Consider the following 24,305-nt stretch of genomic DNA (forward strand, 5'->3'; position numbering starts at 1 on the left):
TCAACAAATATGCAAGAATTTCAGTTGCGTATAGTTTCTACAGATAACAATAACTTTGTAGTAGAATTATACCAGTGTGCTTATAAAAAGGCAGGAGAGAAAAAACGTCCTTCTGCCAAGCGCATTGGTAGATTAAAGGGTAATGCTTTAATTCAGGTAAAACAGGCAATTTATGATTGTTTAAAGGCCAATAATTATGATCCTAAAACTTTAAGTCATAATCGCCAAAGTCCTTATGTTTTAAGTGAGGAAACAGGGATAAATTTAGCTTTGTTATTTCAGACGGTGCAACCACTTTCTAAGCCAGAACGTATTGCTAATATTGCCCAAGGTATCAAAGCAATGAGTTATGAGGAATCCCATTATTGGTTTGCTAAGATCAGTAATGGGAAGCGTAGTCAAGCGTTAAAAGCAATTAGGGTATTATTAGGAGATTGAGGTTTGCTAACTGTTGACTGTGGTGTAATTAATTAAAGGTAATAAAGATGGCTTACAGTGATTTTAAATTAAGTGAAATTATCCAAAAATTTGAATTAACATTAAATGAAGTATCAGGATTATTTGGAGATGTTCCAGAGGAAGAATCTAGTGATTTACTAACAACAATCCTCAAGGAAAATGTTGATTTAGCTGTTTCAATTAATACTGAAAAAGCTCGTTCTGAGATGATAATTAGTCCAATTTTACTAGAAGTAAGAAGAAAGTTAAATAATGAAATCAGTTTATTTTCGGGAGTAGATTTTAATGTTGATAGTCAACAAGGTTTAAATGGTTTTTGTGACTTCTTAATTAGTCTTTCTAAAGAACAACTTTTTGTTCGCGCACCTATAATTACTTTGGTAGAAAGTAAAAATGAAAACTTGAAATCAGGTTTGGCTCAATGTATAGCTGAAATGTTGGCTGCTCAATTGTTTAATGAACAAAAACAAAATGCGATTAAGATTATTTATGGTGCTGTAACTATCGGTACTATTTGGCAGTTTTTGAAGTTAGAAGATAAAACTATTTCTATTGATTTAACTGAATATTATATTAAGGATGTGAAAAAGATTTTAGGAATTTTAATAAGTGCGATTAAGCAAGAATAGTGGAATAATTGTCTGAATCAGGATTTCCAGGATTACAGGATTTACAGGATGGTTTTTTTGTCTGAATCAGGATTTCCAGGATTACAGGATTTACAGGATGGTTTTTTTGTCTGAATCAGGATTTCCAGGATTACAGGATTTACAGGATGGTTTTTTTGTCTGAATCAGGATTTCCAGGATTACAGGATTTACAGGATGGTTTTTTTGTCTGAATCAGGATTTCCAGGATTACAGGATTTACAGGATGGTTTTTTTGTCTGAATCAGGATTTCCAGGATTACAGGATTTACAGGATGGTTTTTTTGTCTGAATCAGGATTTCCAGGATTACAGGATTTACAGGATGGTTTTTTTGTCTGAATCAGGATTTCCAGGATTACAGGATTTACAGGATGGTTTTTTTGTCTGAATCAGGATTTCCAGGATTACAGGATTTACAGGATGGTTTTTTTGTCTGAATCAGGATTTCCAGGATTACAGGATTTACAGGATGGTTTTTTTGTCTGAATCAGGATTTCCAGGATTACAGGATTTACAGGATGGTTTTTTTGTCTGAATCAGGATTTCCAGGATTACAGGATTTACAGGATGGTTTTTTTGTCTGAATCAGGATTTCCAGGATTACAGGATTTACAGGATGGTTTTTTTGTCTGAATCAGGATTTCCAGGATTACAGGATTTACAGGATGGTTTTTTTGTGAGGATCATAATTGATTAAATTTATCTAATATAATAGAGAGAGTAAACTGACAAAAAATACTTCCATCTCACAGAAAATTCATCAATAACAATCCTGTAAATCCTAAAATCCTGGAAATCCTGATTCAGACAATTAAATACTTCCATCTCACAGAAAATTCATCAATAACAATCCTGTAAATCCTAAAATCCTGGAAATCCTGATTCAGACAATTAAATACTTCCATCTCACAGAAAATTCATCAATAACCATCCTGAAAATCCTCAAATCCTGGAAATCCTGATTCAGACAATTAAATATTTGCAACTCACAGAAAATTCATCAATAACCATCCTGAAAATCCTCAAATCCTGGAAATCCTGATTCAGACAACATTGACAAACCACCCACTTCCATTACAATTAATCAATACCCACACATCTACACCCCCATGACTAACCCAACCCCCAAACGTCCCCACTTATTCATAGAAGAAAGAATGCCTGTCCAACTCCTCAACGAACAGGTTTACTATGAACATGGGGGAAATCCTTTTAAGGGGTTACATCGTTGGTATTCTCGCAAACCATTGTCCTTTAGTCGTGCTAGTGTGTTGGCTTCCTTGTTACCGGCAGATGTGACAATGGAGGAATTTGAATATTTATTGGGGTTAGAACCAGGGAAGGAAGTTAAACTCTACAAAACTCCTCCTACTGCTGTGCGAATTAAGAAAGTGCATGATTATTGTGAGCAAATTTGGGGAACTCGCACACCTACTGTTTTAGATGCTTTTGCAGGTGGTGGAAGTATCCCTTTTGAAGCTGCGAGATATGGGTTAAATGTGCTGGCTTCTGATTTGAATCCTGTGGCTGTGGTGACGATGAAAGCAGCTATGGAATATCCTTTAAAGTTTGGACCAGATTTACAGCATGATATTGATAAATGGGTGAAGTGGGTAGGTGATGAAGCTGAAAAAAGGTTAGCTGAATTTTTCCCTTCTTTACCCGGAGAAACGGTACAATATTATTTATGGGCGCATACTGTTGTTTGTCCAAGTTGTGAGTCTGTTGTTCCTTTAAGTCCTACTTGGTGGGTTTATAATCGTCCTGAAAAGCAAAACTGGCACAGATGGTGTGCAGTCAAACCTATTTCTAATCCTGATAAGAGTCGGATTGATTTTGAGTTGGTTAGAGGAATAAAAGGGAAAGGAACAACGATTGTTATTGAAAACAATGAAGAATATAATCCTAATACAACTATAACAATTAACAGAAGTGTTGGTAGATGTCCTAACTGTGGCAATACACTTGAGCAAGACTACTTAATTAATTATGCACAAGCTACTGGATTTGGACATCAACTTTATGCTGTTGCTTATAACCAGGGTTATGGCTCTATTCAATTTAAAATTCCTGATGAGAAAGATGTACAAGGATATAACAAAGCGCTAGTAGAATATAATAAAATGTTTATTGATCCTCATCTTCAGGCTTTAATTCCTAAAGAACCATGCAGCGACAATCCTCAATACATGATGGCATATCGTTATGGATTAACTACATGGTATAAATATTTTAATCCTCGTCAACTTTTAACCCTTGTAACTTATATACAAATTATCAATGAAGCTAAAACTTTAATTCAATCTGAATATGAATGGGAAAAATCACAAGCAATATCGACTTATTTAGCTTTAGTATTAGATAGGTGTGTTGATAAGAACTGTAAATTAGCCCATTGGCAATCATCTGTAGGTGTTCCACAAGCAGCATCAGCTCAACATTCTCTTAATTTAATGTGGAATTATCCAGAAGTTTGTGGAACAAATAGACTCTATCAATGGTGTGCAGAAACAGTTGCTGATGACTATTCAAAACTTTGTAATTATTTTGGTACAAAGCCACATTCCATAGGCTTGCAAGGCATCGAACAAAACGACCCAAAATTTATTCAAATTAATTCTGAATCAGCAGATAATTTAACTCATATTCCTGATAATTCTGTGGATGCAGTTATCACAGACCCACCTTATTACGACACAATACCTTATGCTGAAATCTCAGACTTTTTCTACGTCTGGCTAAAACGCACCCTTGGCGATATTTTCCCCGACTTATTCTATTTAGAACTTACCGACAAAGAACGAGAAGCTGTTGCCAATTTAGGACGCTTCCGTAACATGGGCATTTCACCCAAAGAACTTGCTTATCAAGACTACGAAGCCAAAATGGCCATGGCCTTCGCCGAATACCACCGCGTATTACGGGACGACGGGGTAATGACAGTCCAATTCAACCATAAAGACTCCGGTGCATGGGATGTCCTAGCCAAGTCCCTGATAGACGCTGGCTTTGAAATCACCGCATCCTGGGCTGTCAGCACCGAAAACCCCCAAAACCTCCACCAAGCACAGAAAAACGCCGTATCCAGCACCGTGCTTTTAGTCTGTCGCAAACGTCAACCCAACGCCGAACAAGCATGGTGGGATGATGTCCGCATAGAAGTGCGTAATATCGTCTTTGAGAAAGCCCCAGAAATCGAAAAATCCTTAACAGCAGATAGCCGTCCCGCCGCAGACAGAGTAGCAGACCCCCGCCGTCGCATCAAACCCCCAGGTATTGACCTATGCTTAACAGCCTTTGGTAGTGCATTAAGCGTATTTACCCGCTACAGTTCCATTCTCGACAGTGCCGGCAACCCAGTAGAACCCAAAGCCGCCTTTGAAGAAGTGCGTCAAACCATCGTCGCATACCGACTAGAAAAGCTATTAGCAGGTAAAGACTTTAACGGCATAGACCCCCTCACCCAATGGTATATACTCGCCTGGGATACCTTTGAAGCGCGGGAATTTCCCTTTGATGAAGCCCGACAATTAGCTTTAGCAGTGGGAGGTTTTGATGTTTCCGACTTAGTTAAAACCCATAAATTACTAGATTCTGGTAGTGGCTTTTGTAAATTACTCACCCCAGAACAACGCTTAAAAAAACGCGCCTTTTCTACCATTGATACAGAATTTTCTGGCAGATATTTAGTAGATGGACTGCACGCCATTATTGCCATTTACCAAGCAGAAGAAAATACAGAACCAGTGCGGAGATTTCTCAAAAATACAGGATTAGTTAGCAATGATTCCTTTATGCGGACATTTGAAGTAGCGTTAAAAGTAATTCCCCACATCAAAGATGAAAAGAAACGCATTTTGGAAGAGAAAGCTTTATTAGATTTGTGGTTAGCAATGGATGAAATAAAAGCTAAAGTCTCCTATCAACAAACTGAGATACAATTAGATAATCAGGGGGGACAAATGAGTTTATTTTGATCACTGAATTTTGTCTGAATCAGGATTTTCAGGATTAGAGGATTTACAGGATGTTAATTTTTGTCTGAATCAGGATTTCCAGGATTATGAGGATTTACAGGATGTTAATTTTTGTCTGAATCAGGATTTCCAGGATTAGAGGATTTACAGGATGAGTTTATTTGTCTGAATCAGGATTTCCAGGATTAGAGGATTTACAGGATGAGTTTATTTGTCTGAATCAGGATTTCCAGGATTATGAGGATGTACAGGATGGGTTTTTTTTGTCTGAATCAGGATTTCCAGGATTAGAGGATTTACAGGATGGGTTTTTTTTGTCTGAATCAGGATTTCCAGGATTAGAGGATTTACAGGATGGGTTTTTTTGTGAGGATCATAATTGATTAAATTCATGTAATATAATAGAGAGAGTAAACTGACAAAAAATATTTGTATCTCACAGACAATTAATAAATAACAATCCTGAAAATCCTAAAATCCTGGTTATCCTGATTCAGACAAAAAAATCCTGACAACTCACAGACAATTAAACAGTCAACTAATAACTATTAATCACAGGAGATTGAAAATGAAAGTAAGAGGCATAAAACGGGGACAGAATATAGAAATATTAGAACAACTTAACAATATTCCAGATGGAACAGAAATCATAGTAGACTTAGAAATAGTAGACTTAGAATTTATTGAAAATCAAATCAGAAAAACAAAACAACCATTAACAGAACAGGAGAGACTAGCTAAACTAAATAAATTATTCGGTACTTGGAAAAATCAACCTGAATTAACCGAAATATTTGCAGAAATTGACAAAGAACGCCATACTTATCAAGGTAGAATTATAGACTCAATTGATAATCAGGATAACGACTAATGTATCTACTAGATACCAATATTTGCATTGCACTATTTAACAAAAATCCCCAAGCTGTTGCCAAATTCAACCGCTACTTTAGCCAATGTTATCTATCCATCATCGTCGTTTCAGAACTTTATAAAGGAGTTTATTGTTCTCAACAAGTAGCCAAAAATATAGAAACATTAACTGAGTTCATAGAACTACTACCAGTAGAACCATTTGAAATCGCAGCAGCTATCGAATTTGGCAAGATTCAAAGCGAACTCAGAAAAATTGGCAAACCAACAGGAGAATTTGATGCTTTAATTGCTGCTGTAGCCCGTTCTCGTGACGATATTCTCGTTACTAATAATATCAAAGATTTTATAAATATTCCCAATTTAAAATTAGATAACTGGTTAGAAAATTGAAAACTCTACGCGATACCTCTTGGAAAATTAGCTACTCCAGCAACACCCATAATACCATTGCTGACTTCTATATTCCTGCTTTAGAATCTGCCATCCAATATGACAGAAAATCAGGCTTCTTTAGCAGCGCCATATTAAGTAAAGTAGCGCGGGGTTTAGGGGCAATGCTACACAATCAAGGCAAAATCCGGTTAATGATGGGATGCCAATTTAGTCCCCAAGACTTGGAAGCAATAGAACAAGGATACGCATTACGGGATGCTTTACTAACTCGTTTAGATGCCGACTTAACACCACCCGAAAACTTTGCCCAACTCAAACATTTAGAAATACTCAGTTGGTTAATTCAAAATCAATATCTCGACATCAAAATAGCTATTCCTCTTCAAGAAAATGGACTTCCAGAAAATAGCATCCAACAACTAGATCCTCAACATATATTTCATGAAAAAGTTGGCATCTTTACAGATAGCAACGGTGATAAATTAGCATTTAATGGTTCTAATAACGAATCTATTGCCGGTTGGGAGAAAAACGTCGAATCATTTCACGTTTATTGTTCCTGGGAAGGAGGAAGAGAATTAGATAGAGTAGAAGAAGAAGTTTCCAGATTTGAACAACTGTGGTATAACTTATCCCCCAACGTGCGCGTATTTGAAATTCCCGAAGCAGTACAACAAAAATTGTTAAATTATGCCCCAACATCTAAACCTACCTGGAATCCTCAAATTGAATTTGATGACAGTTCACGGTTCACAGTTGACGGTTCACAGTTCACAGTTCACAGTCAACAGCCAACAGTCAACAGTCAACAGTCAACAGCCAACAGTCAACAGTTAACAGTCATCAACGAAGAAGAAAAACAAGCATTTTACCAACTAGCGAATATTCATCAACATCCTGGATGTTTAGACTTTTGTTTAAAATCAATTCCCATAAAACCCTGGCCACACCAAATTAAAATATTGCGTCGGGTAGCAGAAACCTTTCCTAAAAGTTTTCTTATTGCTGACGAAGTTGGATTAGGTAAAACCATTGAAACAGGATTAATTTTACGTTATCTCCTCTTAGCTAAAAAAGCCAAACGGGTACTCATCCTTTCCCCTGCAAGTGTCCAACCACAATGGCAAGAAGAATTAAGAGAAAAATTCAATCTGCATTTTTGGAGTTACAATCAAAATTTATTCACTGTTCACAGTTCACTGTTAACTGAACAATACCGTCAACAGTCAACAGTCAACAATCAACAGTCAACAGTCAACAATCAACAATCAACAGTCAACAGTCAGCAGTCAACAGTCAACAGTCAACAGTCAACAATTAACAATCCTTGGAATAGCCAAGATTTAATTCTCGCTTCTTCCCATTTAGTGCGGAGAAAAGAAAGAATGCAGGAATTATTAGCAGCAGAACCTTGGGATTTAGTCATATTAGATGAAGCACACCACGCTAGAAGAAAAAGCCCTCAAAATCGCAAAGAAACACCCAATCGGTTATTAGAATTAATGCAGCAATTAAAGGATAAAACTCAAGCCTTAATTCTGCTTTCTGCTACTCCCATGCAAATTGATGCTATAGAAGTTTTTGATTTATTGAATTTACTAGGAATGCAAGGACATTGGAGTTATGGAGATAACTTCTGTAATTATTTTGAATCATTACCAAATAGTGTTAAACCAGAAATCCTGAATTTTTGGCAAGTCATGTCTAGTGACTATTTTCAACAAGGAGGAAAACCTTGTACTCGGTTACAGCAATTTTTAAACCAACAAGATAGAAATATTGCTTATAAAATGCAGGATTTATGGGAACGAGGTAGAAAAATCTCTAATCATAAACAATTATTAGCAGATGAAAATTTTATCAATACTTCCAGACAATATTTAACAGTTAATACCCCTTTAAAAGATTTGATGTTTCGTCATACCCGCGATACATTGAGACAATATTATCAACGCGGATTATTAGCCCAAGATATTCCTAGTAGAATTGTGCAAGATAATGCCATTAGTTTAGAAATTAACCGTGAAGTTCCGCTTTACCAAGCTGTTAGTAATTATGTCCGTCATTTTTACAGACTAGCACAAAAAGATCAGCGTACCTGTCGCGGTTTCTTGATGACTTTGTACAGGAAACGTTTAACCAGTTCATTCTACGCTATCAAAGCATCTTTACAACGGGGTTTAGATTGTTTATTAACTAAACAAGGCAGTTTTATTACAGAAGATGATTATGTAGATATTGATGAAGCTAATGATGCAGTAATTTCGGGGATGGAATCTTTCTTTGAAGAAGTAGACCCCCAGGAAATTCAATATTTAGAAGATTTATTACAGCAATTTGAAAATACAGGAGAAGATAGCAAACTTTCCCATTTTATTCAGATTTTACGTCAAGAATTAAGCCAAAGAGAAAGTGCTATTGTCTTTACTCAATACACAGACACAATGGACTATCTGCGAGATGCTTTAAAAGAATTATATGGTAGTCAAGTAGCTTGTTATTCTGGACGTGGTGGGGAATTATTAAAAGTTAACAGTTCACGGTTGACAGTTGACAGTTCACGGTTAACAGTTAACAGTTCACGGTTGACAGTTGACAGTTCACGGTTGACAGTTAACAGTCATCAGTCAACAGTCAACAACCAACAGTCATCAGTCAACAGTCATCCAACTTGGTGTGTAGTTCCCAAGGAAGAAATTAAACACAAATTTCGCCAGGATGAAATTAAAATTCTTTTGTGTACGGAATCTGCGTCAGAAGGGTTAAACTTGCAAAATTGTGGGGTATTAATCAATTATGATATGCCCTGGAATCCCATGCGTGTGGAACAAAGAATTGGCAGAATTGATAGAATTGGACAAAGGTATGAAACTGTCCGCATTCACAATTTTTATTATGATGGCACAGTAGAAGCAAAAGTTTACAGAAAATTGCGCGATCGCATTAACGCCTTTGCTACAGTTGTTGGTAATCTCCAACCCATTTTAGCTAAAGTTCCCACATTCATTGAACAAGCAGCAATGAGCGCAGATCCAGAAGAAGAGGATGTATTAATGTCTGAGTTTGACTCGGTATTAGACGCGCCTCTCCGTCCAGGAATTGAAGCAATGGTAACAATGGATTTGGATGCTGATTTAGCGGAAATTCAAAAGCCTATTCCACCTACTCCTTTTACACCAGAAAGCATTGAACATTTATTTACCACATCTGCAATTTTAAAAACTGCTGGGGTGATTTTTCAGCCAAAAGACGAAAAAACGTGGCTACTTACCTATAAAAACCGGGAATACATGATTACCTTTTACCCAGATATGTTTGATGAAATACCTTCTCTGAGATTAATGAATTTTGGAGAACCTTTGTTTGCGGAGTTTTTACAGATTTTCTCTGAACCCCTTCAATTTAAATCATAACCTGTTGGTGGTGATAGATCCATTACTTCGGTAAACCGGGAATATTTCACCTCACCAGTTGGGGGAAACTGTGCAGAAACACCCATTAAACCGACTTTGATATCCTCAAAGAAAATCACACCACCAATTCGTCCGCTTGCTTGGAATGGGCCATGGAAAAATTGCTGTCGGGGAATATGGATGATGAGAGAATTGGTAATTTTGACGTTTTGACCAAATAGTTGTTGACAGGTTTTTTTGACAACTGCATCAATATATTGATTCTGGACAGGTTGACCCAAGTTGATGAATTTGGGATGATCCGCAAAATGATCCATGTAATATAACCAAATAGTAGACAAATCTTTTTCTTCAGTGAGGATTTGCTTGAGTTCCTGCCATCGTTTGAAATTCATAATAGGGAAGGAAATTAAAAGAGGATAGGTAGATTGGATTATTCTTTGCTTACTAAAAATTTACCATAGTTATGCGATAGCGAACGCGAGAGCGTCCCGGAGGGAACTAGCGCGACCTAGGAATCGCCGATCTTGTAGGATACGTTAATCAAATGTAACGCACCTTTTTGAATTTAAAGAGTCTCTTTTAAGTTTTCTAGTCAGCTAGAATTTTGAAACCTGAAGTAATGCGAGCATCTTGCTCGCTACCTAACAGCAGGGAGCAAGATGCTCCCACTACTTTCAATAACTATAGTCAGCTAGAATTTTGAAACCTGAAGTAATGCGAGCATCTTGCTCGCTACCTAACAGCAGGGAGCAAGATGCTCCCACTACTTTCAATAACTATAGTTTTCATCTTAGATGGGGTTTATTTATAAAAGGGCTAGATACAATATTTTTTATTATTGCCTTAAAATCCGCCAAAAACTTGATGTGTCTTTAGCGATATCATATCTAGCTCATCATCAGTATATTTACATGGACAATACAAAACCACAGGACTTGTGCGATTCCTAGGTCGGGCTTCGCTATCGCCCCAAACTCAATACCAAAATATCACAATATTATCCGCTTCAATGATTCCTTGTGCTGTGTATGTATCTTATTTCTAGCCAGTTAGATTTCTGCTTTGACTGCTTTCTCTAAACGATTAGTTTCACATTTTGCATCTTTGAGTAAATCATTCCAATTGTCTGGAGGATGACCAGTTTCCAGCATTTTCTTAAAAACTCGATAAGCGTCTGTGTTACTGTCATAAGAACGCTTAGAGTTCTCATCATTAACCCAAGCGAAAACAATTATTTTGCTCTCTTGATGATATCGAAAAAACAGTCGGTATTGCTGAAAAAATTTAGCTCTAAACCAGTGTTTGTAGTCGTCACCAAGCGTACTGCCTTGGCGATAATTACTAAGTGTTGGATCTTGAGGAATAAAATCAAATGCCAGCTTTGCTATTGCAGCTAGACGCTTTGTGGCGTTTTTTTTATTGTAGTCTTGAGGATACTTCTGACGCAAATGTTCAACCTGCCTTAGAAGTTCTTCAAACTGGTTAAGAAAGAGAGAATGAGCAAATACGTCCCACCCATTAATCACTAGCGGCTGATTTACAGACAAACTTATTCATCCTCGTCAGATAGTGGGGAATCAAGATCAAGATAGACTTCAGCAACTAAGGACTGAACACGGCTGACTAAATCAGAGCTAATGGTTTGTAAGTGCTGAGGATTCTTTTCGATATCTTGGGCAATAAAATTTAGAAACTTTCCAAGTATAGGATCGCTCTCCGTCTTATCAACGCGAGAAATCACTACCTTACCGTCAGGCTGGATAGTGTAGCAGATTTTATCACGCTTATCCAAGCCAAGGAACTTGCGAACGGGATCAGGGATGGTAGTCTGATAGCGATCAGTAAGAGTAGATTCTGAAGATGGGGCTAGTATTACAGCCATAGCGACCTCTAAACCTATCGGTTAAATTCTATCTCCAAGGTAATGCAATTGCATTGTCTTGTCAAGAGTGGTATTTCTGGTTTGGACGATCTAGTGCGAAGTGCGCTGCAATGTCCTCTTCTGCTTGAGCAATGAGACGATCTAATTCTCCTGATGCTAAGTCCGCTTCGATTTGCTGATCCCACATCTCATCGAGATATTCTTGAAGCCATCCTGCCAGATTACGAACTTCATCCTCTGGTAATTGCTTAATTGCTAATTCAACTTCTAGGCGGGTGTTCATCGGGTACTCCACATACTAACAGCAGACTTGTATGCCTACTAATTATAACTTAGAGGTCAGCACTTGCGCGATTCCTAGGTCGCGCTTCGCTATTGCCCTCAACTCAATAGCAAAATATCACAATATTGTCCGCTCCAATAATTTGCTATACAGCGATTCCTCAGTCGCGCTAGTTCCCTCCGGGACGCTCTCGCGTTCGCTATCGCCCTGAATAAATTGCTTTAATCCAAACAAAAACAAGGGGCGTTACATTTCATTAGCGCGACCTAGGAATCGCTATTTTCCTCGTATGTATCGTATATTAAGTATTAGAACCCAAATCAAATTCCTAAACTTCTAAAATTCATGTAACTACTGCAAGGATTTAACTGTGATTACAAATGCTAGTAGCCTTACCCTTAGCAATCTCCGTCAAACCTTTGGCTTGAGACTCGACACTAGCGATCGCTTTTTTGATGAATGGTTAAATAATTCACCAGCACTAACCGAAGCGGAACTACAAGGACTAGATCGCCTCACTCGCAACTATACTTATCTCAGTCAAGAAGAACCGCCCCTTGAAGAAATTGTTAAGCTTGTTGTGGTATCGCCATTGCTAGATTTGGCTGGTTTCTATCAATTTCCTTTTTTGGTAAAAGCAGAAGTAAGTACCAGTATCGAAGTTGCTGACGAAGCTAATGCTATGGTGGTTCAAGGCAGAATTGATATTTTGGTAATCCAAGATAGTTTTTGGATTTTGGTAATCGAATCAAAACCTGCAAGACTAGACGTTACCGCAGGAATTCCCCAAGCACTTACTTATTTGTTGAGCGCTCCTAATCTGCAATCAAGTTGTTATGGAATGGTTACAAATGGAAGAGAAGTATTGTTTTTGAAATGTGACCGCCATCAAAATGTCCCTCAATATACGCGATCACCTACCTATCGGTTACTTGAAAATACAGCAGAACGTATCCAAGTTTTACAGGGACTTAAACAAATTGGGGCTTATATTGGCGACTTGAGGAGTTAGGCGATGCTTCCGGTAAGCGAAGTGATCGCTATTTCTGTGAGTCGTGATTTTTAGGCGATTGCGATGATTTGGGTGTTGAGGGGCGATCGCTATCTGTAAAGGAGTTACTTAAGGCGATCGATAGTTTAATTTTTATGGCTACAATTTACAATTTTTATTTTCGATTTGGGAATGAGGTTTAGGATAACTTGGTTGATTCAGTCTCTGGTGTGAGATCGAGGTTGCGATAGATTTGCTCAATGGGAAAGCTTAAATTAATGCTTTTGAGTTCCACGTTGTCGCTTGCTTGATAGTTAATAATTAACCAATCACCTGCTTCGTTTTTGTGATACAAATCCATTTCGATGCTGGTGGAACTCACTAATAAATAATCCTGTAAGACTGGATTTTTGCGGTATAGTCTAAATTTGCCACTGCGATCGTAGATTTCAGTGCTAGGAGAGAGAACTTCAACGATGAGGCAGGGATAGGTGAAATAATTGGGGGTGTTTTTGTCGCGATCGTCGCAGGTGACGCTGACATCTGGGTAGGTGTAGTTATTGGTGCCAACAATTTTAACTTTCAGGTCTGAGTTACCTGTTATGCAGTTACTAGCGTCTAAATGGGTATCAACCATAGTCGCAAATCGAATTGCAATGCGGCTATGATTAACGCTGCCGCCGCTCATGGCGTAAACTTGACCGTTAATCAGTTCGTGTTTTTCTAGTTGCTTTTCTTCCCAAGCAAAGTATTCTTCTGGGGTAAGCTTGGGGAAGTTTTCTTTAATGGCAATCATTTTTTGTAATGGGTAATGGGGAATGGATAATGGTTTTATTTTATCTATTTTCGTGTCGCTACAATTACCTGTGCTTCTCTTAAGACCCTATCCCCCCAAAAATAACCCCGGACTACTTCCTGAATCACCGTATTTTCTGTGACATCTGCCCTTGATTGACGACCGACAGCATACATTATTTGGGAATCAAAGGGTTTGCCCTGAGCGACAATGGGAACAACACGGCGTTGTTTGAGTATTTCTAAAAGCGATCGCCTAATTAACTCCACTCCCTGCTGATTACTGGTGAAAATTTCCGTTAATGATTCTGACATTGATAGTTTTTCTGGCTCACTAGCTTGAGTATAATTACCATTAATCCAATCTAATAGCTTTTCCCAGAATCCTTTTTCTATTAATGGTTTTGAGTTTGAAGTAGTAGATAATGCTTCTAGTTCTTCTTGCCAGTAAGTACAAGCCTGATCTAAAGCATCCATAATCCCTAGTAAATCTTTGAGGAGTTTCTCCTGCTGCTGCTCAAATTTTCCCGATGCCTGTTTTTGAATTTCTTCCAAACGTATTGGCATCTGTTCTTGCTCTGTTCGAGTTATTGCCAATGCTTGTACCAGAGCATCTTGGGTAGAATGCAATAACTTACCCTGTTGCTTAACTTCATGGCGGAGAGCAGTCCATTCAGACACCATTTGATAGGGATCAAAGGCATTAGCAGATAATGGTGGTTTGCCTAAATATTCAGGGGGTACTTGTTCTGATTGTAAATAATCTAGAAATTTGGCAAATAAAGCTTCTTTGTCAGTTGTCATTTGTCAGTTGTTAGTTGTTAGTTGTTAGTTGCCCGTTGTTAGCTTTGTACATTCTTTGAATTAGGAATTACGAATTATTTAAAATGTCGCACGAATTAAATCATCTAAACTAACTTCTAGTTGAGTTAGGGCTTTTTCTCGCAACTGTTTTAATATCGCTGGATTCAGTTCTGCTTCTAGGGGACGAACTTTCAAAAAATCCTCATATTGACTGGTCTCTCCTTTGCGAAGTGCCTCGTAAGCTCCTCGAATTGCCTTAAACTCTTCTGGATGAGTGTGAGCAGGGAATTCACGTAGCTTGGCATGATACGCCGCTTTAATTTGAGCGCTGGTTGCTCCTGGTGAAATTTCTAAACGTTCGTAGTGGTCAGCCATAAATAATTTTCAATTAAGATGATATCAATTGAACTATCTGTGTTTATCTGCGTTTATCTGCGTTCAAATACCTTTGATATCTGACCTTTAAAGCAATTCCTGAAAACCTGCTTTTTTTCTACCCTTGCGTTTTTGAGTAGATGATGAGTTTCTAAAGATAAAATCTATTTCATCTTCTTCGTCTTCTTCATCTTCATCATCTGACAAATCAGGCATATTGTTTAACATCATTTTTTTGAGTTCTGGAAGCATCCGTTCAAACTCCGCTTGAGGCATTTTGTTGCCAAATAATTTTTTAATCATCCCTTCTAATAAATCATCAACGTCTGATATATCTAGATTGTCAAATCGCTCTGGATCTGGCATGGCACTCTGAGTTTCTCTATCATTAACAAATGCCTGTTCTTCTCGAAATGCTTGTAAGGCTTTGGCATCTTGTAGACGACGGGCTAATTCAAATCCCTGTTGTTTTAATTGTTCATAGTTTGGGTGATCAACGTCGTAGGTAGTGGCTTTAGCTAATAGCAATAAAGGGTTTTGGGGTTCTCGACGTAGTGCTTCATCTAGGAACGGGACAAGGGTTTTAATTTCGCCAAAACGGCGGGATTGAAGTTGAATATTTGCCAGGGCGTTGCCTGGTTGGGGCATGGTGTCGAGGTAGAAACGCACGGGAAGCTCTAGTTTTTTGGGGCTATTTTCTTTGACAGCTAAGATAACTAAATTGGCAACTCTAGCTTCTGGGTGTTCTATGGATAGGCTAATTAACTTTTGCTGATACTGGCTGATTAAAGCGGCGATGCCTTTTTCTCGTTTGGCAAAAAGTTGGATAGAAAGAGCGATCGCTTGCAATACGGAAATTTGTTCTTGACCTGCTAATCTTTGAAGGAGAGTATCCCATACTTGGGCTGCGGCTTTTTGGTCTAATGAAACCCGACCACCGGAATTAGGCGGACTTTGGACTGAATTCACGAATATCTGACAAGCACGGACACCCGGATCTGTCGGATCTTCTGCCTCCACAAAACGGCTAAATAAGGGATAACTTAACGTAGAGAGAGCATCTACCCAAGGTAATGTTTCTACTTCAGATTCCATATTCACGTCGTCAAAATGCTTGCCAAATTTGCGCCGAACTTCATTGAATGCTTGTTTGTTATCTAGTCTCTTCCAACAGTGCAGCAACATTCCATAAACTTCTTCATACCGACATCCATTTTCTATCGCTTGGGTCAGCAGTGCGATCGCTTCATCATAATTTTCTTCTCCTGCTTCAATTAATCCCTTGCGTCCCAGCACTTCTGCGGATGTCGGACAGATCCGTTCTGCTTGTTGCACAGATCCTAAAGCTACACGTTGACGATCTATTGCCATGTAAGCATCTGCCATCCAGCAGTGGAGATGTGCTTGGGTCGCTTTCAATCGTTGTGCAGGCCATTCTTGAGGTTTTCGTTTCGCTTCCTGGTCTAACCACTTTAAAAACCGTGTCAACAGCCGTGGACGTTCTTGATCGTTATCATTGGCATCGAAAACTTCTAAGAGATTGATTGCCAATTGGGGGTTAAAGGGTTGCTCTGTCAACAAAGGCTGCCAGAATAGTTCAGCACAGTTTGGTTCTCCTTGATTCAGCGCTTGTTGTCCGGCTAGGGTAAACAGCAGTGGACGGAGACTTTCTAGTTCTGGAAAATGTGGAGAACGTCGCTCCATCTTCAATAGCAAATGGGCGGTATTATGGTAATTATCTTGGTCAATCAGTTGCAGCATTCGCAATACTGCTAATGCCTCTTGGATATTTTTATCTAGTGTTGTTCGTGGATTTATAGATTGGAGGAGTTCTGGCGCTGTTTTTCCCTGTTGAAAAATTGCCAATCGCTCTAAAATTGGATGCTCCAAATACTTTGGTTGACTATATGCAGATGAAGGTGATTTCAACCCCAAAAGATGAGCCGCAGCATCCCAATTACCGCTGACTTGTTGAGTATAAACAATCCAAGCTATGGGCAAGTCTCCATCGGTGACGGCTCGCTTAATTTTCTGAAAAGCTGTCAAAGCTGCTTCTGTTTGCTCATTTTTGAGTGCCAGAACACCTCGTACCCAGTGGAGTTGGTTTGCACTAAAGCGTTTGGATTGTTCCTGAATTAATTGCTCAACTGTAGCGGTATCTCCTTTGAGTAACAAGAGTTTTAGGTAAGAGATGCTGTAATCTTTCGGTAGATTACCTGCCTCAAAGGCATTTTTAAGCAATTTTAGTGCCGGATCTAATTGCTTTAACTCCAGCAAACATCTAGCTTGCCAGTAATGAACTTCTCCCACTAAACCAAATTCTAGAGCGCGGGTAAAGGATTTTTCTGCCTGTTTAAAATCTTGCTTTTGAAATTCTTGCTGACCCCGTAGCAACCAAATTTCTGATTCTGGGGGAGTAAATTCAATATTAGGGTGCAAGCGTTGATTTTTCTTAATTTCTTCCAATGCTTGCCGATATTTTTTTTGGTTCAGCAATTCTTGTAGTTGCTGCTGGAAAGAGTTTTCCGCAACTTTTGTCTCTGTGTTAGAGACCTGTGGTTGTGAGTGCTGTTTAGACTTATTTTTAACCACTGGGCTTTCTTCCTAATTGTTTTTTTATTTTTACCCTGATAGTTAAGGGCGGCTCCAACTACTGTCTTAATTTCTATATTAGTAGGCAGTTTGCATTAATGTTACAGCGAGTTGTAACATTTTCCTCTCAGAGAGTATTTGCAAAGTTTTCAGATGCCAAAACTTATGTAATTTAGCGCACAATGATCCAGGTTAGGACATTCGTAAATTCATATTAAAGCACGCAATATTGATAAAGTATTCTTTTTTTTACTGCTACTTTCTCCGTGCGGATTACCATCTGTTTTTAGTATATATTGAGAGAGATTTTTTACCAATTTTCAGACTTTTTCCATATCTTCCTATGCGATAATTGCATAATTCAATTGTCATTAATGATATTAATATTAATGATATAGCTTTGCAGAAAACACATATTAGCACTGAATTAAGTTAATGATTTATGGGGTATTATATGAGTTATTATATTAACGCCAATATATTGCACTCAAACCAAACAGGAGAAACTGCTATTGCCATTGGGTAATCATCAACAAAATGACGAGTCCACAAATGAAAACTTACTACCGAGAATGCAGGTGAAGGCAAAGCAGTTAATAACCCAGATGACAAATTTATCATCGGGAATCTTGGGCAAAATTGCCAGCAGCGATAAACCCTTTTATCGTCGTTTTTGGTTTTGGGCCGGGTTAGGTGTTGGTAGTGGGATCATAGCTTTCCATTACACAATCTTAGAAATAGATAGGAATTTACCAGATCAGTCCGCACTCAGGGCATTGGTGCGAGAGCAAACACTGACAATTAAAGCGAATGATGGTAGTGTGCTACAACAGCAGGGAGAAGCAACCAGAGAAGCACTGAAAATAGAGCAAATACCAGATACTTTAAAGAAAGCTTTTATTGCTTCAGAAGATAGAAGATTTCATGAACACAATGGATTTGATGCTCAGGGAATTGCTAGAGCAGTTATTAATAATTTGCGATCGCAAAATGTGGTAGAAGGTGGTAGTACCATCACCCAACAAGTAGCGCGAATTCTCTTCCTCAAACAAGAAAAAACCTTCTGGCGTAAACTCAAAGAAGTTCGATTATCCCAAAAAATAGAGCAAGAATTGACTAAAGATCAAATTCTGGAACGTTATTTAAATCTCGTATATTTAGGCTCTGGGGCTTACGGTGTCGGTGATGCAGCTTGGGTATACTTTAGTAAAACTGTAGATCAACTTACTTTGTCAGAAATGGCCACCTTAGCTGGTTTAGCTCCTGCACCTAACGTCTACGCCCCCGATAAAAACCCTAAAATAGCTACAGAACGGCGAAATCTGGTGTTACAGCGAATGCAGGAAGATGGAGTCATTACACCAGCCGAAAAACAAACTGCTACTCAGGAAGCATTAGTAGTTAATAGCAGTTTACCCAAACGGTTACAAGTTGATTTTCCCTACTTTACTACCTACGTGCAGAAGGAATTGCCAAAGCACGTTTCCGCTGATGTTTTAGCTATTGGTGGTTTAGTCATAGAAACAACCTTAAATCCAACTGAGCAAAAAGCCGCAGAAGCCGCAGTTGCCAAAATCTTGAAAAATGAAGGCCGTTGGCAAAACTTTAAACAAGCGGCCATGGTTGCCATAGATCCTCGCAATGGTGAAATTCAGGCAATGGTAGGCGGTAAAGACTTTGGTAAAAACCAGTTTAATCGTGTCACTCAAGCTCAACGTCAACCAGGATCGACCTTCAAAGGTTTTATCTATGCTACAGCGATCGCTACTGGTAAAAGTCCCTACGATAGCTATTTAGATGAACCTTTCTCAATAGATGGTTATGAGCCAAAAAACTCCCATGATAAATTCTCAGGCTGGTTAAATATCAGAGATGCTCTCACCAAATCTATCAATACAATTGCACTGAAAGTATTAATAGAAATAGGTTTTAACCCCACCATTAAACTCGCCCATGATATGGGTATTAAGTCAGAACTCAAACCTAACTATTCCTTAGCTCTTGGTTCTAATGAAGTCAACTTACTAGAATTAACCAACGCCTATGGTACATTCGCTAACCAGGGAAATTATACAGAGGCTCATGGCATTCGTCGCATCCTTAACCGCGAAGGAGATGTAATTTGGTCAGCTAAATATGAACCTAAGCAAGTTTTAGATGCTGATAGTAACGCCATCATGACTTGGATGTTACGAAATGTTGTCACCGATGGCACTGGTGCTGCGGCTCAATTAAATGATAGACAAGTTGCTGGCAAAACAGGTACTACTGATGAATCCCGTGATTTATGGTTTATTGGTTATATTCCCCAATTAGTCACAGGTGTATGGTTAGGGAATGACGATAACACCCCCACCTATGGTAACAGTGGTAGTGCGGCTTATGCCTGGCATGAATTTATGGAAAAAGCAGTAGAGGGAATGCCTGTAGAAAAGTTTCCTCCCAGTCCTAAATTAGAAAATCGCAAAGGGACTATCAAAGCCGAACCTCTCAAACCGAAAAGAATTGTCCATAAATCGGTTGATGATAACAATCAAAAATCAGATGAGGATAATACCGACAATTCTGATAACTCAAGCAGACGCAGACGACGCTATAGTCAATCGGAAGATTCTTCAGAAAATAGACCAAGACGGAGACGACGCTATAGTGAGGAAAATAATGACACATCTTCTTCTACCTCTGGCAGACGACGACGAAGACGCAGCGAAGAATCTAATAGCGACTCTACTCCTAGATCATCTCGTTCACGACGCAGCCGCAGCGAAGAATCACGTCCTTCAAGATCATCATCTTCAGAAAATCGTAGTTCTGAAGGATCTTCATCATCACAACCTTCTTGGAGAGAAAGACTCAAACCCATTTCTTCAGGGGAATAATTGATGTTATACCTTTTAATACAGCAAAGATTTTTCCTAGGGTAGATGCAAATGATATGCTGAGTTTATACTTTGTTAAGAAGTGTAACCTAACATTAGACGAAATTTACTCATGAGTTATTTATTCCTCCAAGTGCAAGCACAAGATGTTGGCAATCACTTTCCCTTAGCTTTTACTTTGGTGTATGTAGTGGGTTTTATCGCTGCTATCACCATTGGTTCAATTGCTTGGTACAACTCCAAACGTCCCCCTGGTTGGGAAAATAAAGAGCGTCCTGATATTATCCCCAAGGTTGAAAAGGAATAAAATTTGGTGATTGGTAATTGGCGATAGGGAAAAATTTACTACCAATTACCCATTACTAATTACCTAATTTTGCACGTCAACCCAACGACGGTAGAGCTTTTGAATTTGTTTAAGGAGTGTAGTGTGGGCTGCTGGGTTAGCTCCACTAGACTTACTTAACTCTTCCAATTGAGAGAGCAGTCTTGCCTCTTCAACGGCTACATCACCATCACTATAAATTAAGCCACTAATAGCTTCAATTAAATCCTCATAATCTTCCTGAGTTGGGCGATCGCCTAAATACTCTTTCACCCATTTATAACATTCATTAGGCTTAACTGGTACTAATTCGTACAACCAAGGCTTAATTTCTGGATCATGAGCTAAACCCTTAGCTTGAGCTATTTCCCTTAGATATTGCCGTTCCTCTGGCTGGATTTTGCCATCAATCCAAGCTGCTCCAATCAGGATTTTTACTAGGTTTTTTACATGAGAATCATTAACCATCACTGCCTCCTCTGGTAGATTCGGACTGTGATTAAATCTTACAATTACTCTTGGTATTCACTCGGAATCATTAGTTTTTCTTAAGCGCACCATAAAAAAACCATCCATATCCTGTTGATGAGGCCAAACTTTTAACCAACCAGGATCAGTATTATTAAGTAAATTGAAAGAGTGAGGCTCTATTTGCCAATGGGGATTTGCGGCTAAAAACTCCGAAATTACCTGTTCATTTTCCGCTGGGTGCAATGTACAAGTTGCATAAACTAAAACGCCACCAGTCTTGACAAAAGTTGCATTGTGTGATAGCAATTCCTTCTGTAATTGGGAAAGTTTTTGCACAGAATCCGGTGTTTGTCGCCAACGCGCATCAGCGTGACGGTGCATAGTTCCCAAACCGGAACAAGGAGCATCAAGTAATACCCGGTCAGCAGTTTGGTAGAATTGCGGTAAGTTGCGGCTATCTCCTGTACAAATTTCGATAGATTGTAAATGCAGACGCTGGGCATTTTCTTTTAATTTACGCAATCGAGAAGCAGTTTGATCACAGGCATAAATTTTGCCCTTATCTGCCATTAATTCAGCAATATGGGTGGTTTTTCCCCCTGGGGCTGCACAAACGTCAATCACCACATCACCGGGTTGCGGGTCAAGCAAATGACCAACTAACTGGGCGCTACTATCTTGAACAGTCCACCAACCTTCACGAAAACCAGGTAAATTTGGAATTGCGCCATTATTACCAATTAATCGTAAAGCTTGGGGTAAATGGGGAATCCGTTTCACTAAAACACCAGCAGATTCAAAAGCTGATTCTACTTCTTCTAAAGAACTTTTGAGAATATTTACTCGTAAATCAATTGTCGGGGTTTGATTCATCCAGAGACAGAGTTTTTGTGTTTCTGCAAAACCCAGTTCTTCTAGCCAAACTTCAATTATCCAATTAGGGAAACTGTATAAAACTCCTAATTTTTCTGTGGGATTTTCTGGTAAATTTAAAGGTTCTGAAGATTTTTCTGCAAGTCGGAGATATTGACGTAATAAACCATTCACAAAACCAGTTAAACCAGGAAAACCATTTTCCTTTGCTAATTCGACGGTAGTATTTACAGCCGCAGAAAAGGGGATTCTTTCTTGATAACGCAGTTGGTAAAAACCGAGATGCAAAATGGTGCGGAGGTCTTTTGGTTGTTGCTCGGTTTTCTTAGTAGCAAGTTGGTCAATGATAGCATCTAGGGTGCGTTGTCTTCGTACACTCCCATAAACTAATTCTGTCATTAACCGACGGTCATTGTCGGGTAACTTAAACTTTTGTAGCGCTCGGTCTAAAGCAACATCAGCATAGGCTCCTTTGTGAACTTCTTTGAGGGCAATAAAGGCAACTTGACGAGGGTTATAATTACTCACAAATATCCTGATACATATAAAATTTTTGTCGGGGTTTAGCAATGCTCGTTTGTGTCAACTTAAGTAGGGGCGTATTGCAATACGCCCCTACTTATCTGTTCGCTTCCATACCCACCAGGGAATAAATTCCCTGTCTGATAGCTCAAGTCCACGCTTAGTGGACTAAGGAATTTTCCCAGTGTTTAGTCATCAAAAGACAACTTTGGCTATTAGCAAGGAACTTGAGTTCCTTGCTGAACATCGGTTTTACCTTAAGTTGACACCAATGAAGCTCTTACTAAACCCTTAACCATATATTTGTATCATTATTAAAGTGAAATATATTAGTTATAGAAGATAATAATTCTGTCTTAATCCTGTTCATCCTTAAATCTTGGATATCCTGATTCTGAAAGTATTATAGCGGTTCTTTTGTTAAGTGAGATACAAGAACCCCAACCCCCTCCCCTGACAGGTGTAGGTTTTTAATATTCTCTGTAAAGGCAAGACCAGGAAGACAAGGAAGGATAGTAGACAAGGAGGATTTTATACAAAAAATACTCGGTTTATGGGTTGTTTTGTTACCAATCATACATTCCTTCTCCGTTTTCCTCCCTTGTCACCTTGTCTGCCTTGTCCCCCAAGTCTTGTTCTCAAGACAATGTAAAAAACCTACACTTGTCAGAACCCCCTCCCCGTTCTTTGAAAGGGGGCTTAGGATGTATTTTATCCTCGGTTTTCGTGTTGTGTTGTGGTCTTCCTCGTGAGGACTTTCTTGAACTCTACCCTCTTTCGCTTTTGCGCTCTTCTTTTTCTTCTTTGCACTTCCCCTTCGTCTCCAGACGATAAAATCAATGGGGGATATTCAAATTAAATTTAAATAATGCACACAGACACTATATTTTACCAAATCTTCCTCACCTTCCACACTCTGTTATTTGAACTCCTGGGACAACCCACAGAAAATGCGGAAGGTTATAATTTCACATCAGTAGAAATCAAAGAAAAAGCATTTAGATTTGATGGTATCTTCATGCCAGATACGGTAGAAAAACCCATCTATTTTGTCGAAGTGCAATTTCAACCCAAACCAGACTTTTACTGGGAATTAGTCGCAGAAATAAACATTTATCTCAATCAATACAAACCGCAACAAGATTGGCAAGCAGTCGCTTTATTTGCTAAACGTAGTTTAGATGTAGAAGTATTAACTCCTTACCAACAAGAATTAGTTAATAGCGGAAGAATTAAACGCATTTATTTAGATGAAATCCCAGCAGGTTCAATTGGTATGGGGTTAATTGAATTAATTCTGAGTAAAGAAGCCCAAGCACCAGAATTAGTTCAAACCCTCATGCAAAGAACAAAAACAGAGATTGCCAATTCCACAGAAAGACAAGGTATTATAGAGTTGTTGGAAAGTGTTTTGGTGTCCAAATTTTCAAAATTAAGCCGTCAGGAGATTGAAGCAATGTTTTTAGTCAGTGATATCAAGCAAACTAGGGTATATCAGGAAGCAAAGCAGGAAGGTAGACAAGAAGGTAGGCAAGAAGGTAGACAAGAAGGTAGACAGCAAGGTGAGACAAGCTTACTAATGCGTCAGTTATCGAAGAGATTTGGGAAATTGACAAATAGTTACACCGAAAATATTAATAGTCTGACAATAGTGCAACTAGAAGACCTGGGAGAAGCATTATTAGATTTTGTAGACATTACCGACTTGGAACAATGGCTAAAAGCCCATAAAGAATCATAAAT

At 38.7% G+C, this 24,305-nt stretch carries 21 protein-coding genes; 10 read left to right on the plus strand and 11 right to left on the minus strand.

Going from position 1 to position 24,305, the window contains the following annotated elements:
• Positions 1 to 9 precede the first annotated feature (9 nt).
• The 3 genes from EZY12_24810 to EZY12_24820 all read left to right on the plus strand — a co-directional run bounded on the left by EZY12_24810 (position 10) and on the right by EZY12_24820 (position 5,085).
• Positions 10 to 438 carry a hypothetical protein gene (locus EZY12_24810; protein QSX67825.1) on the plus strand — a complete coding sequence of 143 codons (429 nt, stop codon included), beginning with the start codon at positions 10 to 12 and terminating at the stop codon, positions 436 to 438.
• A gap of 47 nt (positions 439 to 485) precedes the next feature.
• Positions 486 to 1,088 carry a hypothetical protein gene (locus EZY12_24815; protein QSX67826.1) on the plus strand — a complete coding sequence of 201 codons (603 nt, stop codon included), beginning with the start codon at positions 486 to 488 and terminating at the stop codon, positions 1,086 to 1,088.
• A gap of 1,129 nt (positions 1,089 to 2,217) precedes the next feature.
• Complete coding sequence (locus EZY12_24820; protein ID QSX67827.1) at positions 2,218 to 5,085, plus strand: DUF1156 domain-containing protein; 2,868 nt, start codon at positions 2,218 to 2,220, stop codon at positions 5,083 to 5,085.
• A 207-nt stretch (positions 5,086 to 5,292) separates the two neighbouring features.
• Here EZY12_24820 and EZY12_24825 read toward each other — a convergent pair whose 3' ends face one another.
• On the minus strand, positions 5,293 to 5,478 hold the full coding sequence (locus EZY12_24825; GenBank protein QSX67828.1) for a hypothetical protein: 186 nt from the start codon (positions 5,476 to 5,478) through the stop codon (positions 5,293 to 5,295).
• Between the two features lie 175 nt (positions 5,479 to 5,653).
• Here EZY12_24825 and EZY12_24830 point away from each other — a divergent pair, with 175 nt between their 5' ends.
• From EZY12_24830 to EZY12_24840, 3 genes are read left to right on the plus strand one after another with little or no spacing between them, the layout of a single operon-like run.
• Positions 5,654 to 5,956: a hypothetical protein gene (locus EZY12_24830; protein QSX67829.1), complete on the plus strand. Its 303-nt coding sequence runs from the start codon at positions 5,654 to 5,656 to the stop codon at positions 5,954 to 5,956.
• Complete coding sequence (locus EZY12_24835) at positions 5,956 to 6,351, plus strand: type II toxin-antitoxin system VapC family toxin (protein QSX67830.1); 396 nt, start codon at positions 5,956 to 5,958, stop codon at positions 6,349 to 6,351. The genes EZY12_24830 and EZY12_24835 overlap by 1 nt, the downstream gene beginning before the upstream one ends.
• Positions 6,348 to 9,767 (plus strand): DEAD/DEAH box helicase family protein, encoded by a 3,420-nt coding sequence (locus EZY12_24840; GenBank protein QSX67831.1) that lies wholly within the window; start codon positions 6,348 to 6,350, stop codon positions 9,765 to 9,767. The genes EZY12_24835 and EZY12_24840 overlap by 4 nt, the downstream gene beginning before the upstream one ends.
• On the opposite strand, the gene EZY12_24845 is transcribed toward EZY12_24840, so the two are convergent.
• From EZY12_24845 to EZY12_24860, 4 genes are all read right to left on the minus strand, one after another.
• Positions 9,752 to 10,162, minus strand: a complete 411-nt coding sequence (locus EZY12_24845; protein QSX67832.1) for a hypothetical protein — start codon at positions 10,160 to 10,162, stop codon at positions 9,752 to 9,754. The two genes, EZY12_24840 and EZY12_24845, sit on opposite strands and share 16 nt — an antisense overlap.
• A 657-nt stretch (positions 10,163 to 10,819) precedes the next feature.
• Complete coding sequence (locus EZY12_24850) at positions 10,820 to 11,317, minus strand: type II toxin-antitoxin system YhaV family toxin (protein ID QSX67833.1); 498 nt, start codon at positions 11,315 to 11,317, stop codon at positions 10,820 to 10,822.
• A 2-nt stretch (positions 11,318 to 11,319) separates the two neighbouring features.
• Positions 11,320 to 11,652, minus strand: coding sequence for a type II toxin-antitoxin system PrlF family antitoxin (locus tag EZY12_24855; protein QSX67834.1), 333 nt, complete (start codon positions 11,650 to 11,652; stop codon positions 11,320 to 11,322).
• 61 nt (positions 11,653 to 11,713) lie between these two features.
• Entirely contained in the window at positions 11,714 to 11,935 is a 222-nt protein-coding gene (locus tag EZY12_24860; GenBank protein ID QSX67835.1) for a hypothetical protein, read from the minus strand.
• A 370-nt stretch (positions 11,936 to 12,305) separates the two neighbouring features.
• Here EZY12_24860 and EZY12_24865 point away from each other — a divergent pair, with 370 nt between their 5' ends.
• Positions 12,306 to 12,947 (plus strand): type I restriction endonuclease subunit R, encoded by a 642-nt coding sequence (locus EZY12_24865; protein ID QSX67836.1) that lies wholly within the window; start codon positions 12,306 to 12,308, stop codon positions 12,945 to 12,947.
• A 178-nt stretch (positions 12,948 to 13,125) separates the two neighbouring features.
• On the opposite strand, the gene EZY12_24870 is transcribed toward EZY12_24865, so the two are convergent.
• The 4 genes from EZY12_24870 to EZY12_24885 form a co-directional block, all read right to left on the minus strand.
• Complete coding sequence (locus EZY12_24870) at positions 13,126 to 13,722, minus strand: Uma2 family endonuclease (GenBank protein QSX67837.1); 597 nt, start codon at positions 13,720 to 13,722, stop codon at positions 13,126 to 13,128.
• A gap of 44 nt (positions 13,723 to 13,766) precedes the next feature.
• Positions 13,767 to 14,525, minus strand: a complete 759-nt coding sequence (gene grpE, locus EZY12_24875) for a nucleotide exchange factor GrpE (protein ID QSX67838.1) — start codon at positions 14,523 to 14,525, stop codon at positions 13,767 to 13,769.
• A gap of 78 nt (positions 14,526 to 14,603) precedes the next feature.
• Positions 14,604 to 14,900: a DnaJ domain-containing protein gene (locus EZY12_24880; protein ID QSX67839.1), complete on the minus strand. Its 297-nt coding sequence runs from the start codon at positions 14,898 to 14,900 to the stop codon at positions 14,604 to 14,606.
• An 87-nt stretch (positions 14,901 to 14,987) separates the two neighbouring features.
• Positions 14,988 to 17,492, minus strand: a complete 2,505-nt coding sequence (locus tag EZY12_24885) for a tetratricopeptide repeat protein (protein ID QSX67840.1) — start codon at positions 17,490 to 17,492, stop codon at positions 14,988 to 14,990.
• 572 nt (positions 17,493 to 18,064) lie between these two features.
• Between EZY12_24885 and EZY12_24890 the strand changes: the two genes are divergently transcribed.
• Both EZY12_24890 and EZY12_24895 read left to right on the plus strand, forming a co-directional pair.
• Positions 18,065 to 20,371: a penicillin-binding protein 1A gene (locus EZY12_24890; GenBank protein ID QSX70825.1), complete on the plus strand. Its 2,307-nt coding sequence runs from the start codon at positions 18,065 to 18,067 to the stop codon at positions 20,369 to 20,371.
• 112 nt (positions 20,372 to 20,483) lie between these two features.
• Positions 20,484 to 20,678 (plus strand): hypothetical protein, encoded by a 195-nt coding sequence (locus EZY12_24895; GenBank protein ID QSX67841.1) that lies wholly within the window; start codon positions 20,484 to 20,486, stop codon positions 20,676 to 20,678.
• A gap of 63 nt (positions 20,679 to 20,741) precedes the next feature.
• Here EZY12_24895 and EZY12_24900 read toward each other — a convergent pair whose 3' ends face one another.
• Both EZY12_24900 and EZY12_24905 read right to left on the minus strand, forming a co-directional pair.
• Positions 20,742 to 21,164: a TerB family tellurite resistance protein gene (locus tag EZY12_24900; protein QSX67842.1), complete on the minus strand. Its 423-nt coding sequence runs from the start codon at positions 21,162 to 21,164 to the stop codon at positions 20,742 to 20,744.
• Positions 21,165 to 21,221: 57 nt separating this feature from the next.
• Complete coding sequence (locus EZY12_24905) at positions 21,222 to 22,568, minus strand: 16S rRNA (cytosine(967)-C(5))-methyltransferase (protein ID QSX67843.1); 1,347 nt, start codon at positions 22,566 to 22,568, stop codon at positions 21,222 to 21,224.
• Positions 22,569 to 23,430: 862 nt separating this feature from the next.
• Between EZY12_24905 and EZY12_24910 the strand changes: the two genes are divergently transcribed.
• Positions 23,431 to 24,303, plus strand: coding sequence for an Rpn family recombination-promoting nuclease/putative transposase (locus EZY12_24910; protein QSX67844.1), 873 nt, complete (start codon positions 23,431 to 23,433; stop codon positions 24,301 to 24,303).
• The last annotated feature ends 2 nt before the right edge of the window (positions 24,304 to 24,305 follow it).

Source organism: Dolichospermum sp. DET69, assembly GCA_017355425.1.
Classification (GTDB): Bacteria; Cyanobacteriota; Cyanobacteriia; order Cyanobacteriales; family Nostocaceae; genus Dolichospermum.